A 13,881-nucleotide genomic window follows, 5' to 3' on the forward strand; every position below is an offset into this window, starting at 1 on the left:
AAGCCGCAGAAAGTGGGTCATAAGGAGAAACTCATCCCATTGCTGCGGGTTGAGGCCGCTGTGCTGGTGCCGCTCCTTGGCCTGGCGCAGAAGCTCGGGCGCCTTGGTGGCACGGGTGCTGGCGACTTCATCCTGCAGGGCAACGAACGTGCGGCGCTGATTGCTGTAGGCCTGAATCGTGCCGCGTAGCGTCTGAACGGCCTGCCCGAGCTGGGTGTGACGATTGGCTTGCGCCTCGGTGCCCTTGACGACGAGCTTGGCGAGATCTTCGTTGTAGCTCTTGATCTGACCGGTCTTCTGCGTGACTTGCAGCGCGAGGCTTGCGGCAGAGGCCTCCTTCTCGATCTCCGTGGCGATGCGATCCGATATATCGGCGATCGCTTCGGCCTCCCGTTCCCGGGCCTGTTGGAAGCGGGCGGTACGGAAGTCGCGGAGTTCGGCGAAATCAATGGCACCATCGCGATCGTCCTGGGCGTGAGCCTCGAAGATCACGCGCTCGATCTCCGCGATCAGGCCATCGGAGACGCCGGCGGAGGAGCAAAGCTCCTCGACGAACTGCTGCGACAGGTAGCGGGCGCGAGGAAAGGCCAAATGGCCGTTGGCATCGCGACCGTCGAGGAAGCGGGTGACCGAAGCGCCACCGCCCCAGGTGAGCGCCGCAGTCGCGTCGCCGAGGAGCTGGCGGGCACGGACGAGAAAGGACGGGCTGATGTTTTCGCTGGCGCTCCAAGCGGCCGGCGTGATCGCGTCGCAGCCGGCGGCGATCATGTCGGCAAGCGCTGTCTTGCCTGAGCCTCGCGCGCCGATGATCGCAACGAGACCAGGATTGAGCGGGATGTGCGGGGTTGCCGCCCAATCGGCGCCGGCGATCGCAACATGCGAGATCACCTGCGAGGGCATGGCCGTGCGCGGCGGCTCGGTGCCGACATAGGCGCGGCCCTCGGGATCGATGCAAGCCTGGCGCAGCGCGTCGAATTCGAGCCCGCCCTTGATCCACGAATAGCGCTCTTCGACGGGCTGACCCACGGTCTTCTGGTCGTGGGCGTCGCTTCCGTGCAGGCAAGGTTTGCAGCCGTCGTAGCGCTCCTTGAGCTGGTCGAGCGAAACGCCCTTGCGGCCAGACCAGAATTCGCGTTGCGCCGGGCTGCTCGAGAAGATGATGTGCGCGAACTTCTCGATCTCCTGGCGCATGGTCGCGTCGGCGGCTTGGCGCAGACCCGACGTTCCGTCGCCGGCCGCACCTGCGACCGCGATGAGGATGCGGGCCTTCGCCCAATCGCTCTCGCGCATCACGCGACGAAGCTGGTCGAAATTCACCTTGAACTGCGTTGCGCCGTGGGCGAGTGCCGCGCGATCGTCGATGATGCTGGTGTCGGCCTTCTTGCCGAGCGAGATCAGGTCGTTTCGAGTGCAGTTGAAGGTGTCGCCATGCGCCTGAAACTGGAGGCGCTGGAGGATACGGTGCAACTCGGCGACGTGGTTCGGATCTTCTGGGCTGACGAGAAGGTGGACGTTGACGAACCCGGTCTTGGCGGCGACATCGAGGCGAAGTTCGACGTTCGGGAAGATGAGCTGCACGTCGGATAGTCGGCCGGCAGCCTTATGCCGCAGGACTTCCTCGTAGGTATCGGTGAGATAATAATCCGTGACCGCGATCGCTTCGATCCTCGGTGTCACGGATTCAAGCGAGGTGAGGTAGGTTTCCCAAGGCGTACCGCCGCCGAACTGATTGTTCAGTACAGTTCCCGGCGCATGGATATGCGGTTCCCAGCGACGCCATTCTGATCCACGACCGATCATATTTCCCCCTTTTTTGCCGGTCGTTGCACGTCCTGTTGGTCGTCTCCCGGTCAATGATTTTCAGTGCGATGCAGGAGGGCCTGGCTCACGGATCGAGCGGCCCGGCCTGCCGGATTAGAAATTCTCGGTGTTGTGGCAGTGATCCGGGTAACCCGAGCAGCCCCAGAATTTCACGTTGCTCGCGGAGTTGGTCCGGATCTTCATCGATCTCCCGCAGGCGGGGCATATCTTGCGGGAGAAGACGCGCTGGTCCTTTGCCAGGGTCATTATGCGGACTTCGCCGGCTCCGCTGGCGGCGAGTGTCCGCACACATTTCCCTGTGGTCTCGCCGGTCGTGTAGACATCGTCGATCAGCAGAACCTTGTTGCCATTCCATTTGAAATTAGAGTGGAAGGCGCCCTTGATCGCTTCAGCGCGCTCAAGCGGGTTCATCTGCTTGTAGCCTTCGATTTCCTTGACGACGCGCAAGCCCTTCAACTCGAGCTCGATATCCTCGTCGAAATGATCGACTGCCTCGTTGAGGAGCTGTTCGAAGCGATTTCGCTGCTGGGAAGGCTTCATGGGGACCGGCACGACGTAATCTGGCGCCCAATCCAAGCTCGCGATTGACTTGCCGACGGCTTCACCAAGAACCTTGGCGTGACTGTCGTCGTTTTTCAGCGACAGCACGGCTGCGCTCAAAGCGCTAGTTGCGTGGCGTGGATCGGAGGCGGTGAAGTAACGACCCAACGCATAGACGGTTGGGTCGTCATCGCAGTGGAGGATCGAACCCCAGTGGCTGTGAAAAGGCCATTTGCTGGTCAGGGCTTCCCCGATATAGCCACGACCGCCGAGACGTTCTCGCCTCAGCAGGGTGGACGCCTTCGCCATGAAGATGTCTGGCGCGCTGGAAGAAAGCTCGAAGACAGACGTGGGTCCCCAGCGCACCGCCACTGAGGTCAAGCCGGCATGATAGGCGGCTTCGATGTCACCGACATCATCACCGATGTAGAGCGACTCTCCGCTGGCGGCGACGCCGAGACGCCGCAGTGCTTCCTGGATCGGCTCCGGATCGGGCTTGTGATTTTCGGTATCGCCGTAGCTTACCAGCACATCGTAGGGGATACGGAACTGTTGCAGGACAGCCGTCGCGTACCATTCCGGCGACGAGGTAACGATGCCAACCGTCTGTCCGTCTGCTTTGAGCAAGCCTGGAAGCTCATGGGGCGCCGCGCGGCCCTGCGCGGGGAATGGCCGTATCAGATGCATGTTCTGCCGGACATTTTCCCACATCTGGAAGGCACGCATCTGGGCAAGGGCCGAACTGTCGACAAGCGTCATGTCGAGGTCGAACAAGAACACGCCTGGCATCCTCAGAGCATCGACATCTGCGCGGGCGCCGCCGGGCGCGCGGGAGGCGTTACTTCGCTGACATTGCTAATGCGTGTTTCCAGCAAATCGACCATGGAGGCATAATCCTCTCTGCTGGCGAGGGGCACGGCAACTGGCCTGTTGCGATAGCGCTCAAGCAGAATCCGCCGATAATCCCCCTCGGCGCGCGCGGCATCCGCGAACTGAGTAGCCGGAAGCTGGGTCATCGCAAGGATGCCCTGGCTTTTAGGCTCGGCGGCGTGTCGCCCCTGCGGCACCGGTGCGAAGAGCAGGCGATCTTGCTGAACTGTGAAGCGGACGGTGTGCATCGAACCGCCCTTGATGTCGGTCTGCATGACGAAGGTCGCAATCGACAACCCACTTTGAAGGCGGTCACGCTGAACGAGATTGCGCGGCGAGGGCGGTACGCCGAAAGGCTGTTCGCTGACCAGGGCGCCGCCTTTGTCAAGGATTTCGTCGGCAAGCCTGGCATTCTGCTTCGGATAGATCCCGTCGAGACCACCAGCCATTACCGCGATGGTCTGTCCGTCGTGGCGTAAGGCTGCTTGGTGGCTCAGAGTATCGACGCCGATGGCGAGGCCGCTGACAATCGCCCAATTGGCGTCGACAAGGGCTTCGACGATCTTGTCGCTGACGATCTCGCCGAACTCGGACGGTTCACGGGTGCCGATGCAAGCCACACTGCGACGGGGCGGCAGCTTGCCCTTTACGAACAGAATGGGGGGGCGATCGGAAAGCGAGCGAAGCGCCTCGGGATAGTCCGCGTCGAAGATGGAAAGAACACGCACGCCTCGACGGTCGGCTTCTTCCAGAACACGCTGCGCCTTCTCGCCGGCATGAACGATAGCGGTCGGCTCGTGGAGGCTTTGCACGATAGCAGCCGAGACGACGGACCGGAGCTTGGCGGGCTCGGCTTCAACGATCGCATCGAGGATGGAGAAGCGCTCGGCAAGGCGTTCGGCCGTAGCGGGGCCGATGCCGCGCAACGCCGTGAGCGTGAGAATTCCGGCTGCGGTTCGTGTCTCGGTGCCGATCATGGAATGAAACGCCTTTCTATATATTCAGCCGGTGCTCGGCGTTCTCTAGCGATAGCCTCGCTGTAGTTGGGGGAGGGGTAGGTCATTCGCGGTCTCCCGCCTTGGCGAGAGAAGCTTTGCGAGGAGATATGACGGGGGTGACATCACCAAGCGCGTGGATGCGTACGGCTGGCTGCTTCGGAAGCCTGACCGTCAACTCAAGCTCACCACCGACGGCTTCGACATAGCTGCGAAGCGTAGAAAGATGCATGTCAGCCTGATTCTCGATCTTGGATACGGATGGCTGTTTGATCTTCAGTGCGGCGGCGACATCGGCCTGGGCCTTGCCCGCGATCTGACGCAGCGCGCGCAACCCTTCGACCTCCTGCACGAGTTCGGTATACCGCGCGTCGACCCGCTCGCGGTCTTCCGGCGGGAGGGAGGTGATAAGTTCATCAAGGCTGCGGCCCATCTAACTCGCTCTTTGGTGTTGGCAGCCGTGTTTCCGTAAAGCCGGAAGCACGGGAACGTGGGTCGGCGAAGCAAGGCGAGGGGGTGCGAACTGCTGTGTGTCGAGAGGCACGCAAATTTGCGTTTCGCACGACTCCGCTCGCGCCCCAAGGCGCCCTCAACGTCCGGAACAAATATCGAATCTGTCCGGCCAAAATAGCTTTCAAGCTATGTCGGGTCAACGACATTGACGGAAGTCACGCGACCAGCTTCAATCGCTTACGGCTGAGCATATTGCGGACGAATTTGTCCCATTTCGCCATACCGGCGCGCTTCTCGACCATGTAATGCCAGCGGTCATAATGCTTGGAGCTGACGTCCTGTAGCGCATGGTTCTGGAGGCGATCGCGGATTTCCTTCGACACGCCGGCCTTGCCGGCGAGCGTCTTGAAAGTTCGGCGCAGGTCGCGGTTCGTCGCATAAGGAATCACGCCGCGATCCCGTTGGCGCCAGACGAAGCTATAGAGCGTGCCGTGGCTGACGGGCTTTGACGGGTCTTTGGCTGACGGGAAATACCATCCCCATTCGTTCGGTGTGATCGACTCGATCAGTTCGGCGGCGAGTAGCGGAACCGGAACGGCGTGAGGTTGGTCGTTCTTGGTCTTGGACCAGTCGATGATCCGCTCCTTGGCGTCCCACTGATCGACGTGCAGGCGCGCGATCTCCTCGACGCGCTGGCCGGTCAGCATGATTATCTGCACGGCGCGCGGATAAGACGGATGGACCGGCGTGTCGGGGCATTCGAGCCAGCGATAGAGCTGGACGAATTCGTCTTCATCGAGCCAGCGCGTGCCCTGAACCTTGGGCTCGGTCGGAATGCCTGTCGCCGGATTGAAAGGGATGCGGAAGCGGCGGGAGGATTGCTGCCGATAGTCGTTGTCGGACTTCATGCCCCAGGCGAAGGCGGCGTGGAGATAGGAGCGCACATGGTCAGCCATCGACTTCGCGCCGCGATCGTAGATTGGGCGGATGATTTCGATGATTTCCTCGGCCTCGATCTCGCGGGCGAGGCGATTGCGCCCGAGCGTGTCGGCGATCTTGTTGAGACCCTTTTCGGTCTCCTTCCACGAGGGCTTCCCAGCGTCCTTGAGAGCGGCGACATAGCCCGCGAACAGATCGGCGACCGTGCCGGGGCGGGTGTCGGTGGCGATCTTGATGCTCCGACCTTTCTGAATGACGTCGGCAAAGTCGCGTTTGAAGATCTCGCGCGCCTGGGCGAGTGACATCGAGGGATAGGCGCCGAGTTTCTTCTTCGTGCGCTTACCGTCGCGCCATTGCTGCGCCATCCAGTCGGCGGTGACGCGCTTCGGCATGGGCTTGAGAACGAGGACGAGACGGCCGGTGCCGCGTCCTTCGCCATCGGCGAGGTTTTCCTGCTTCTGGCTCATCTCGACGCGCTTCAGCGCATGTCGGATCGTCGAGTCGGTGAGTGCGGCCATGGCGTTTCCTCCTTCCCGGAACTGGGATCGGTCGGGGAGAAACAGGGATCGCTAGCTGGGAGCGGAAGGCCGTTTATTACCCCTCTTACCGCCCCCAATTTGCCAAAACCGCCCCCAATACGCAAGGGCAAAAAAGCGCGAATTTCTCAGTGTTTCAATGTGCTTGAGCGTGCTTGTTCGTGACAATATCGGGGGTAGTGGGATGATTGTGGACCAGGATCAGCGCGGTGGCGCCGAGGTCGAGCGCGCGGCGGATCACCTCGCGCGGGTGGATCGCGGCCTCGTCGATCGTGCCCTCGCCGACGAGGTCGTCGACGATCAGCATGTTCTGGGCATTGAGGTAGAGCACGCGCACGCGCTCCACCGTCAGATGGGCCATGTCGATGGTCAGGTAGTCTATCAGCGCCTGCCACGAACCGATGACCGGCGCTTCGCGGACCTTCTGGCGGGCGAGGCGGGTGGCGGCGACGGAGACGATCCGCAGTGCGGCGGTGGTCGCCTCTCCCATCCCGGGGTGTGCGGCCAGGGTGCGCGGGTCGGCCTGGAGCACGCCTGCCAGCGAGCCGAAGCGGTGGATCAGCGTGCGCGCCAGCGGCTTCATGTCGAGCCGCTTGACGGCCTGCATCAGCAGGAGCTCGATCACCTCATGGTCGGCCAGCGCCTCGGCTCCGCCGTCGAGCAGCCGCTTGCGCAGCCGCGAGCGATGGCCGCTCGGGTCGTCGCCGGGCCCGGCAGGACGCTCCGGGCGTTCATCGAAGAGAGGCGTCTGCTGGGGCATGTGCGTACAAGCAATTGCCTTTCCGGCGCGCCCGGCGCAAGTGAAGGATCGGATGTCGCAAGAGCAGGACCCCGCCCCCGAGACCGACGAAGCCGCGCCCGGGATGTCCCGGCGGCGCGCGCGGCGTGGGTGGCGGCGTCTGCGCGTGCCGGCGTTCGTCGTGCTGGCGCTGCTGCTGGCAGCATTCGGCGCGGTCTGGCTGGCGCGCGAGGAGATCGCGCGCAACGTGATCGAGGGCGAGCTGGAGGCCATGGACCTGCCGGCGCGCTACGAGATCGTGCGGATCGGGCCGGCCGAGCAGGTGATCCGCAATCTCTCGATCGGCGACCCGCGCCGGCCCGACCTCACCGTGGCCGAGCTGCGCGTGGCGACGCGCCTGTCCTGGGGCTTTCCCGGCATCGGCCGCATCACCGTGGTGCGGCCGCGGCTCTACGGCTCCCATCGTGCCGGCAAGGTCAGCTTCGGCAGCCTCGACAAGGTGCTGTTCACCGGCAAGGACGGCCCCTTCGAGATGCCCGACCTCGACCTGCGGATCGTCGACGGTCGTGCCCTGGTGGAGAGCGATCACGGGCGAATCGGGGTGAAGCTGGCCGGGGAAGGGGCGCTGCGCGGCGGCTTCTCGGGCGAACTGGCGGCCGTCGCGCCCGATCTTGTCCTGGGCTCCTGCCGGGCGGGGCGGACGACGATCTATGGCAGGCTGACCACGGCCGCGGCCCGACCCCGGTTCGTCGGGCCGGTGCGGATCGACGCGCTGGCCTGCCCCGGGCAGGCGCTCGCCGTCGCGCGGATGGGCCTGCAGCTCGATCTCACGCTCGACGAAGCGCTCGACGGGGGTGATGCCGCCGTGAGCGCGGCGCTCGGCCGGACACGCTACGGGGCGCAGCGGCTTGCCGAAGCGGCCGCGACCGGGCGCGTGGCCTATCGCAAGGATGCGCTCCATGCCACCTACCGGATCACCGGCAAGCGCCTGGAGGCGCCGCAGGCACGCCTTGCCCGGCTGGTCTTCGAGGGCCGGGCGCGTTCGGCGGGCAGGCTTGCGCGCGTCGAGGTGGAAGGCGACTTGCAGGGCACGGGCGTGGCCCTGGGGGACACCGTCGGCGAGGCCCTCCTCTCCGCCGAGCGGACGGGCGCCGGCACGCTGCTGGCGCCGATCGCGGCGCAGATGCGCAGCGCCCTGGCGCGGGAGGCCCGCGGCAGTTCGCTCGACGCCAACGTCATCCTGCGCAACTCGCGCGAGGGGCTGAGCCTGGTGGTGACGCGCGGGTCGCTGCGCGGCGGCAGCGGTGCCTCGCTGGTGGCGCTCTCGCGCGTTCAGGCACTGTTCGGCGGCGAAGCAGGAGCCGCGCCGCGCGTGACCGGCAACTTCGCGACCGGGGGCAGGGATCTGCCGCAGGTGTGGGGCCGCATGGAGACCGACGCAGCCGGGCGGCTGGCGATGCGGGTTTCCATGCCGGACTATCGGGCCGGCACCGCCTCGGTCGGCATCCCGCGGCTGGCGCTGGAGCAGGGCCGCGACGGCGCCCTGCGCTTCAACGGGCAGGTGCTGCTGAGCGGTGCGCTGCCCGGGGGAGAGGCGCGCAACCTGCTGTTCCCGGTGGACGGTCGGTGGGATGCGGACGGCGATCTCTCCGCCTGGCAGGCCTGTACCCGGGTGTCGTTCGATGGCCTGCGATTCGCCAGGCTCAGCATCGACAAGCGCCAGCTGACGCTCTGCCCCTCGCGCGGCGGCGCTATCGTGCAGATGCGCGGAGACGCGCTCATCGTGGCCGCGGGCGCGACTTCGCTCGACCTGGCGGGGCGTCTGGGCCAGACGCCGATCCGCATCGCCAGCGGTCCGCTCGGGCTGGCGACCGGCAACACCGGGCGGGGCGGGGCCCTGACTGCCAGCGGAGTGAAGGTCGCGCTCGGCCCGGCGCAGACCGCCTCGCACTTCACCGTCAGCCGCATCGACGCCAGGCTCGGCAGCGACATCGCCGGCACCTTCGACGAAGCCGACATACGCCTCGCCGCGGTGCCGCTCGACATGCGGCAGGCGGCGGGCAACTGGCGCTACGCCGGCGGCGTGGTATCGATCGACGGGGCGCGCTTCACGCTCGTCGACCGACAGCCGGTCGCCCGGTTCCAGCCGATGGCGGCGCGCGACGCCACGCTGCGCCTGGTCGACAACCGCATCGTCGCGCAGGCGCTGCTGCGCGAGCCGGCCAGCGACCGGGCGGTGGTGCGCGCCGACATCGTCCACGACCTCGCGACGGCCGCGGGGCACGCCGACCTGGCGGTCGACGGGATCACGTTCGACGTCAGGCTCCAGCCCGACGCGCTGTCCCGCCTCGCGCTCGGCGTCGTGTCCGACCTCAAGGGGCTGGTCCGCGGCACCGGGCGGATCGACTGGAACGCCAGGGGCGTGACCAGCCGCGGCCGGTTCGCCAGCGACGGGGTGGACTTCGCCGCCGCCTTCGGGCCCGTGCGCGGCCTGTCGGGCGAAGTGGTGTTCACCGACCTGCTCGGCCTGGTGACCGCGCCCGACCAGACGCTGCGGATCGCCTCGGTCAATCCGGGTATCGAGGTGACCGACGGCACCCTCTCGTTCGAGCTCAGGCCTGGCTACAACCTGCAGGTGAACGGCGCGCGCTGGCCGTTCATGGACGGCACGCTGACGCTCGATCCCGCGCGCATGCAGATCGGCGTCGCCGAGACGCGGCGCTACACCTTGCGCGTCTCCGGCCTCAACGCCGCCACCTTCGTGCAGCACCTGGAGCTGACCAACATCAACGCCACCGGCGTGTTCGACGGCGTGATGCCGCTGGTCTTCGACGAGAACGGGGGGCGGATCGAGGACGGCTCGCTGATCTCCCGCGATCCGGGCGGCAGCGTCTCGTACATCGGGGCGCTCACCTACAAGGACCTGTCGGCGATGGGGAACTTCGCCTTCGACGCGCTCAAGTCGATCGCATACAAGCGCATGGATATCGGGCTGGGCGGCTCGCTCTCGGGCGAGATCGTCACGCGCATCAGCTTCGATGGCCTCAGCCAGGGGCAGGGGGCGAGCAAGAACTTCCTGACCAAGCAGGTCGCCAAGCTGCCGATCCGCTTCATCGTCAACATCCGGGCGCCGTTCTTCAGTCTGTTCGGCTCGGTCCGCTCGCTCTACGATCCGGCCTACGTCACCGACCCGCGCGTGCTGGGGCTGCTCGACGGCGCGGGCAACCGGCGGGAGAACGGTCCGGATGCGACGCTGTCTGCGCCGCCGCCTCCACCCACCGACATTCAGCCTCCAGTCAGCGAGAAAGCGCCATGACGTCCTGCGAATTGACCGGAAGCCTTCCGGCTGCGACAAGCCCGGCCATGAGCCAAGGGCAGGAAACGAGGGCGCAGCAGGCAGGCGCAAGGTCCGGCGGGCGCGCCGTTCGCGCCGCAAGGACAGTCGCGATGACGATGGCCATGACGATGGCGGCTTCGGGGGCGATCGGGCTGGGCGGCTGCATCCAGGTGGCCGCTCCGGACAAGCCGATCGTGATCGAGCTCAACATCAACATCCGGCAGGAAGTGGTCTATCGTCTTGCGGCCGACGCCGCCAAGACGGTGGAGCAGAACGAGGGTATTTTCTGATGAAGAGGATCCGCACCACCGCCGCGCTGGCCGCCGCCGTTCTCACGGTGAGCGGCATCACCGCCGCGCATGCGCAGCGCAGCCCCGAGTATGCGGCGGCCCGCTCCGACGGCAAGGTGGGCGAGCAGCGCGACGGCTATCTCGGCGTCGTCGGCAGCCAGGGGGCGGACATCGCCGCCATGGTGCGCGACATCAACAACAAGCGCCGCTCGGTCTACACCTCGGCCGCCGCCGGCAAGAGCACGATCGAGGAATACGCCTTCACCACCGGGTGCAAGCTGATCCGCGACACTCGCCCGGGCGAGAAGTACCAGGGCCTCGACGGCTCGTGGAAGACGCGCGGCGGTGGAGCGCCCGAGCTCGATCCGCGCTGCCCCTGAGGTCCTGTTGTGCCGGCGAGGGAGCCGACCCGCAAAAGTGTCAGGTCCGCGGCCCCGGCCAGAGGGAAGCAGCTGACGTGTTCAAGAACAGGCCGGGAAGCGGGCACGCTTTTCCGGCCTTTTTAGCGCCGCGCTAGGCCGTATCGCCATCGCGGTATTGCCCCCGTGACTTGGTCGGCCTGCGTTGTTGGGCGCGCGATGCGCCGGGAAGCGGCGCAATGCAGGACGTGCCCCGGTTGACTCGGGAAAAGCCCCACCCTAAGGGGGCGGCGCTCTTGGCGGGCAGCCGTCGTTTGCGTCCTGCGTTCCTGTTGTCATAAAGAGGAGCCTGACATGACCGACGAGCCACCTGTCCGAGACCCTGTTGGCGAGGATGCGCGCATCGATTCGCTCGACGAGAGGCTGAAGGCCCTTCGCGAGCGGGAAGAGGAACGCAACCGACCGAAGGCCGGTGCGGAAACCGATGCGAGCTATCGCCTTGGCAACCGCGTCCTTTCGGAATTGCTGGGGGGTCTTGCGGGCGGCCTGTTCCTCGGATGGTTGATCGACCATTTCGCGGGAACGTCGCCCTGGGGTCTGATGGTGATGCTGTTCGTGGGAATAGGCATTGCTTTCAGGAACATCATCCGGATTTCGAACCGGCGTCCCGACTGACCCGAAAAGAGGGGGAGGGGCGCCGTCGTTCATGGCGACAGGGGTAATCGCGTGGCAGCCGAAGCGAAGGTCGACCCGATGCACCAGTTCCAGCTCGAGAAGCTGGCTGGGGCGGACTGGAACATCGCCGGTTACAATATCGCCTTCACCAACAGCGCGCTGTGGATGGCGATCGCGACGGTCGCCCTGATCGTGTTCGTGGCAGGTGGCATGAAGCGCCAGGTCGTTCCCGGCCGCTGGCAGATGGCGGTGGAGACCTTCACCGGCTTCATCGACAGCATGCTTGCCGCAAACGTGGGCAAGGCGGGCAAGAAGTACGTTCCGTACATCTTCTCGCTGTTCATGTTCATCCTCTTCGCGAACTTCCTCGGCCTGATGCCGCTGGGCGTCGTGGGCGTGCATCCCTTCACCTTCACCAGCCACTTCTCGGCGACGGGCGTGCTGGCGGTGCTCTCGTTCTCGATCGTGCTCATCGTCGGCTTCGCCAAGCACGGGCTGCACTTCTTCTCGCTGTTCGTGCCGCACGGCACGCCGGTGTTCATGATCCCGATCATCTTCGTGGTCGAGCTGATCTCGTTCCTGGTGCGCCCGTTCAGCCTCGGCCTGCGTCTCTTCGTGGCGATGATGGCCGGCCACGTCCTGCTCGAGGTGCTCTCCAGCTTCGTCATCAGCGGCGGCAACGCCGGCCCCGCGCTCTTCGTGATCGCCGGCCTGCCCAGCTTCCTGCTGATGATCGGCATCTGTGCGCTGGAGCTGCTGGTCGCCGGCATCCAGGCCTACGTCTTCGCCCTTCTCACCTGCGTCTACCTGAACGACGCCGAGAACCTTCACTGATCTTTTTTCGCCACAACGGGCATACCAAAGGGAGTTTTTGAAATGGACGCAGAAGCTGCAAAGCTGCTCGGAGCTGGTTTCGCCGCCATCGGCGCCGGTCTCGCCTCGATCGGCGTGGGCAACGTTTTCGCCAAGTTCCTCGAAGGCGCGCTGCGCAACCCGGGCGCCGCTGACGCCCAGCAGGGCCGCCTGTTCATCGGCTTCGCCGGTGCCGAGCTTCTGGGCCTGCTCTCGTTCGTCATTGCCGCGCTGCTGATCTTCGCCTGATCCCAGCGCCGACCGGATTGCTCCGGCCGCCCCTGATCCTTTGGATTCACCCTTTGGTGGGGCGGCCGGCATCCGGCTCAGGATTTCCGGCTTCCTCGAGACAGGGCTGAACCCATGCCTCAGATCGCTCAGCTAGGCGAGTTCTACTCCAGCCAGATCTTCTGGCTGCTGGTCTTCTTCGGGATCACCTTCTTCGTCGTCGGACGGGGCATGGTGCCGAAGGTGATGGACACCGTCGCCCAGCGCGACAACCAGATCGCCGCAGACCTCAAGGCCGCCGAGGCCGCCCGCGCCCAGGCCGATGCCGAAGAGGCGTCCTGGCGCACGCGCGAGAACGCCAACCGGGCCGAGGCCCAGGGCCTCATCGCCGAAGCCCGCGCCAAGGCCGCAGCCGCGGCGACGGAGAAGCTCGCCGGCGCACAGGCCCGCATCGACGCGACGATCGCTTCGGCCGAGGCCCGCATCGCCGAGGCGCGCCGTTCGGCCGCCGCAGAGATCGAGGACGTCGCTGCAGACGCCACCCGCGAGATCGTCAGCCGTGTCGCCGGCCTCTCGCTCGACGACGCGGCCGTGCGCGGCGCGGTGAAGGAGAACCTGGTCCATGGCTGAAACCAACACCGCCATCGAACAGGGCCTCGCGCATGAAGGCGCCGAGGTGACCGGGGCCGACGCCCACGTCGGCGTCGAGCACCACGCCGAGCCGCTGTTCCTCGGCTTCGCGCCGCCGGTCGCCGTGGTCAGCGCCTCGATGATCGTGCTGCTCGCCATCCTCGTGTGGAAGGGCGTGCCGCGCCTGGTCACCGGCGGGCTGGACGCCAAGATCGCGGAGATCAAGGCGCAGCTCGCGGAAGCCAAGACCCTGCGCGCCGAGGCGGAAGCCCTGCGCAAGGAGTATGCGGACAAGATCGCCGGTGCCGAGAAGGACGCCGCCGCGATGCTCGAACACGCGCGTCACGAAGCCGAGGCGATTGTCGCCAAGGCCGAGAAGGACACGGCCGAGGCGGTCACCCGCCGCGAGAAGATGGCGCAGGACAAGATCGCCGCGGCCGAGCTCGCGGCCGTCACCGACTTGCGCAACCAGGCTGCCGCCGCTGCCGCTGCGGCCGCCGGTCGCCTGATCGCCGCCAACCATTCCGCCGACGCCGACCGGGCGCTGGTCGACCAGGCGATCGCCGGCATCTGATCCTCTTCCGAGCCTGCGCAGGCAGGATCAAGGAGCCTCCGCC

At 65.9% G+C, this 13,881-nt stretch carries 13 protein-coding genes and 1 pseudogene; 8 read left to right on the plus strand and 6 right to left on the minus strand.

Annotation, left to right across the window (positions count from 1 at the left end; genetic code table 11):
• Nucleotides 1-18: 18 nt before the first annotated feature.
• The 6 genes and pseudogenes from ACFFJC_RS14000 to ACFFJC_RS14025 form a co-directional block, all read right to left on the minus strand.
• A pseudogene (locus ACFFJC_RS14000) lies at nt 19-1,800 on the minus strand (TrlF family AAA-like ATPase); the annotation flags it as partial.
• Nucleotides 1,801-1,914: 114 nt separating this feature from the next.
• Entirely contained in the window at nt 1,915-3,141 is a 1,227-nt protein-coding gene (locus ACFFJC_RS14005; RefSeq protein ID WP_379488103.1) for an HAD-IA family hydrolase, read from the minus strand.
• Between the two features lie 11 nt (nt 3,142-3,152).
• Nucleotides 3,153-4,208 (minus strand): DNA-processing protein DprA, encoded by a 1,056-nt coding sequence (locus tag ACFFJC_RS14010; protein WP_379488104.1) that lies wholly within the window; start codon nt 4,206-4,208, stop codon nt 3,153-3,155.
• 82 nt (nt 4,209-4,290) lie between these two features.
• Nucleotides 4,291-4,659: an XRE family transcriptional regulator gene (locus ACFFJC_RS14015; protein ID WP_379488105.1), complete on the minus strand. Its 369-nt coding sequence runs from the start codon at nt 4,657-4,659 to the stop codon at nt 4,291-4,293.
• Between the two features lie 235 nt (nt 4,660-4,894).
• The gene (locus tag ACFFJC_RS14020; protein WP_379488106.1) at nt 4,895-6,136 is read right to left on the minus strand and encodes a tyrosine-type recombinase/integrase; all 1,242 of its coding nucleotides are present in this window, start codon (nt 6,134-6,136) and stop codon (nt 4,895-4,897) included.
• 154 nt (nt 6,137-6,290) lie between these two features.
• The gene (locus ACFFJC_RS14025; RefSeq protein ID WP_379488107.1) at nt 6,291-6,914 is read right to left on the minus strand and encodes a JAB domain-containing protein; all 624 of its coding nucleotides are present in this window, start codon (nt 6,912-6,914) and stop codon (nt 6,291-6,293) included.
• A gap of 52 nt (nt 6,915-6,966) precedes the next feature.
• Here ACFFJC_RS14025 and ACFFJC_RS14030 point away from each other — a divergent pair, with 52 nt between their 5' ends.
• The 8 genes from ACFFJC_RS14030 to ACFFJC_RS14065 all read left to right on the plus strand — a co-directional run bounded on the left by ACFFJC_RS14030 (nt 6,967) and on the right by ACFFJC_RS14065 (nt 13,838).
• The gene (locus ACFFJC_RS14030) at nt 6,967-10,209 is read left to right on the plus strand and encodes an intermembrane phospholipid transport YdbH family protein (RefSeq protein WP_379488108.1); all 3,243 of its coding nucleotides are present in this window, start codon (nt 6,967-6,969) and stop codon (nt 10,207-10,209) included.
• A gap of 131 nt (nt 10,210-10,340) precedes the next feature.
• Nucleotides 10,341-10,520, plus strand: coding sequence for a YnbE family lipoprotein (locus ACFFJC_RS14035; RefSeq protein ID WP_379488109.1), 180 nt, complete (start codon nt 10,341-10,343; stop codon nt 10,518-10,520).
• Nucleotides 10,520-10,900, plus strand: a complete 381-nt coding sequence (locus tag ACFFJC_RS14040; protein WP_379488110.1) for a YdbL family probable chaperone protein — start codon at nt 10,520-10,522, stop codon at nt 10,898-10,900. Before ACFFJC_RS14035 ends, ACFFJC_RS14040 begins: the two co-directional genes overlap by 1 nt.
• Nucleotides 10,901-11,233: 333 nt before the next feature.
• Entirely contained in the window at nt 11,234-11,554 is a 321-nt protein-coding gene (locus tag ACFFJC_RS14045; RefSeq protein WP_379488111.1) for an AtpZ/AtpI family protein, read from the plus strand.
• Nucleotides 11,555-11,605: 51 nt separating this feature from the next.
• Nucleotides 11,606-12,388, plus strand: a complete 783-nt coding sequence (locus ACFFJC_RS14050) for a F0F1 ATP synthase subunit A (protein ID WP_379488112.1) — start codon at nt 11,606-11,608, stop codon at nt 12,386-12,388.
• Between the two features lie 42 nt (nt 12,389-12,430).
• On the plus strand, nt 12,431-12,655 hold the full coding sequence (locus ACFFJC_RS14055; protein ID WP_008833283.1) for a F0F1 ATP synthase subunit C: 225 nt from the start codon (nt 12,431-12,433) through the stop codon (nt 12,653-12,655).
• A gap of 114 nt (nt 12,656-12,769) precedes the next feature.
• Nucleotides 12,770-13,264: a F0F1 ATP synthase subunit B family protein gene (locus ACFFJC_RS14060; protein ID WP_379488113.1), complete on the plus strand. Its 495-nt coding sequence runs from the start codon at nt 12,770-12,772 to the stop codon at nt 13,262-13,264.
• Nucleotides 13,257-13,838: a F0F1 ATP synthase subunit B family protein gene (locus ACFFJC_RS14065; RefSeq protein WP_379488114.1), complete on the plus strand. Its 582-nt coding sequence runs from the start codon at nt 13,257-13,259 to the stop codon at nt 13,836-13,838. The genes ACFFJC_RS14060 and ACFFJC_RS14065 overlap by 8 nt, the downstream gene beginning before the upstream one ends.
• Nucleotides 13,839-13,881: the final 43 nt, after the last annotated feature.

The organism is Novosphingobium soli (assembly GCF_042432915.1).
Classification (GTDB): Bacteria; Pseudomonadota; Alphaproteobacteria; order Sphingomonadales; family Sphingomonadaceae; genus Novosphingobium; species Novosphingobium soli.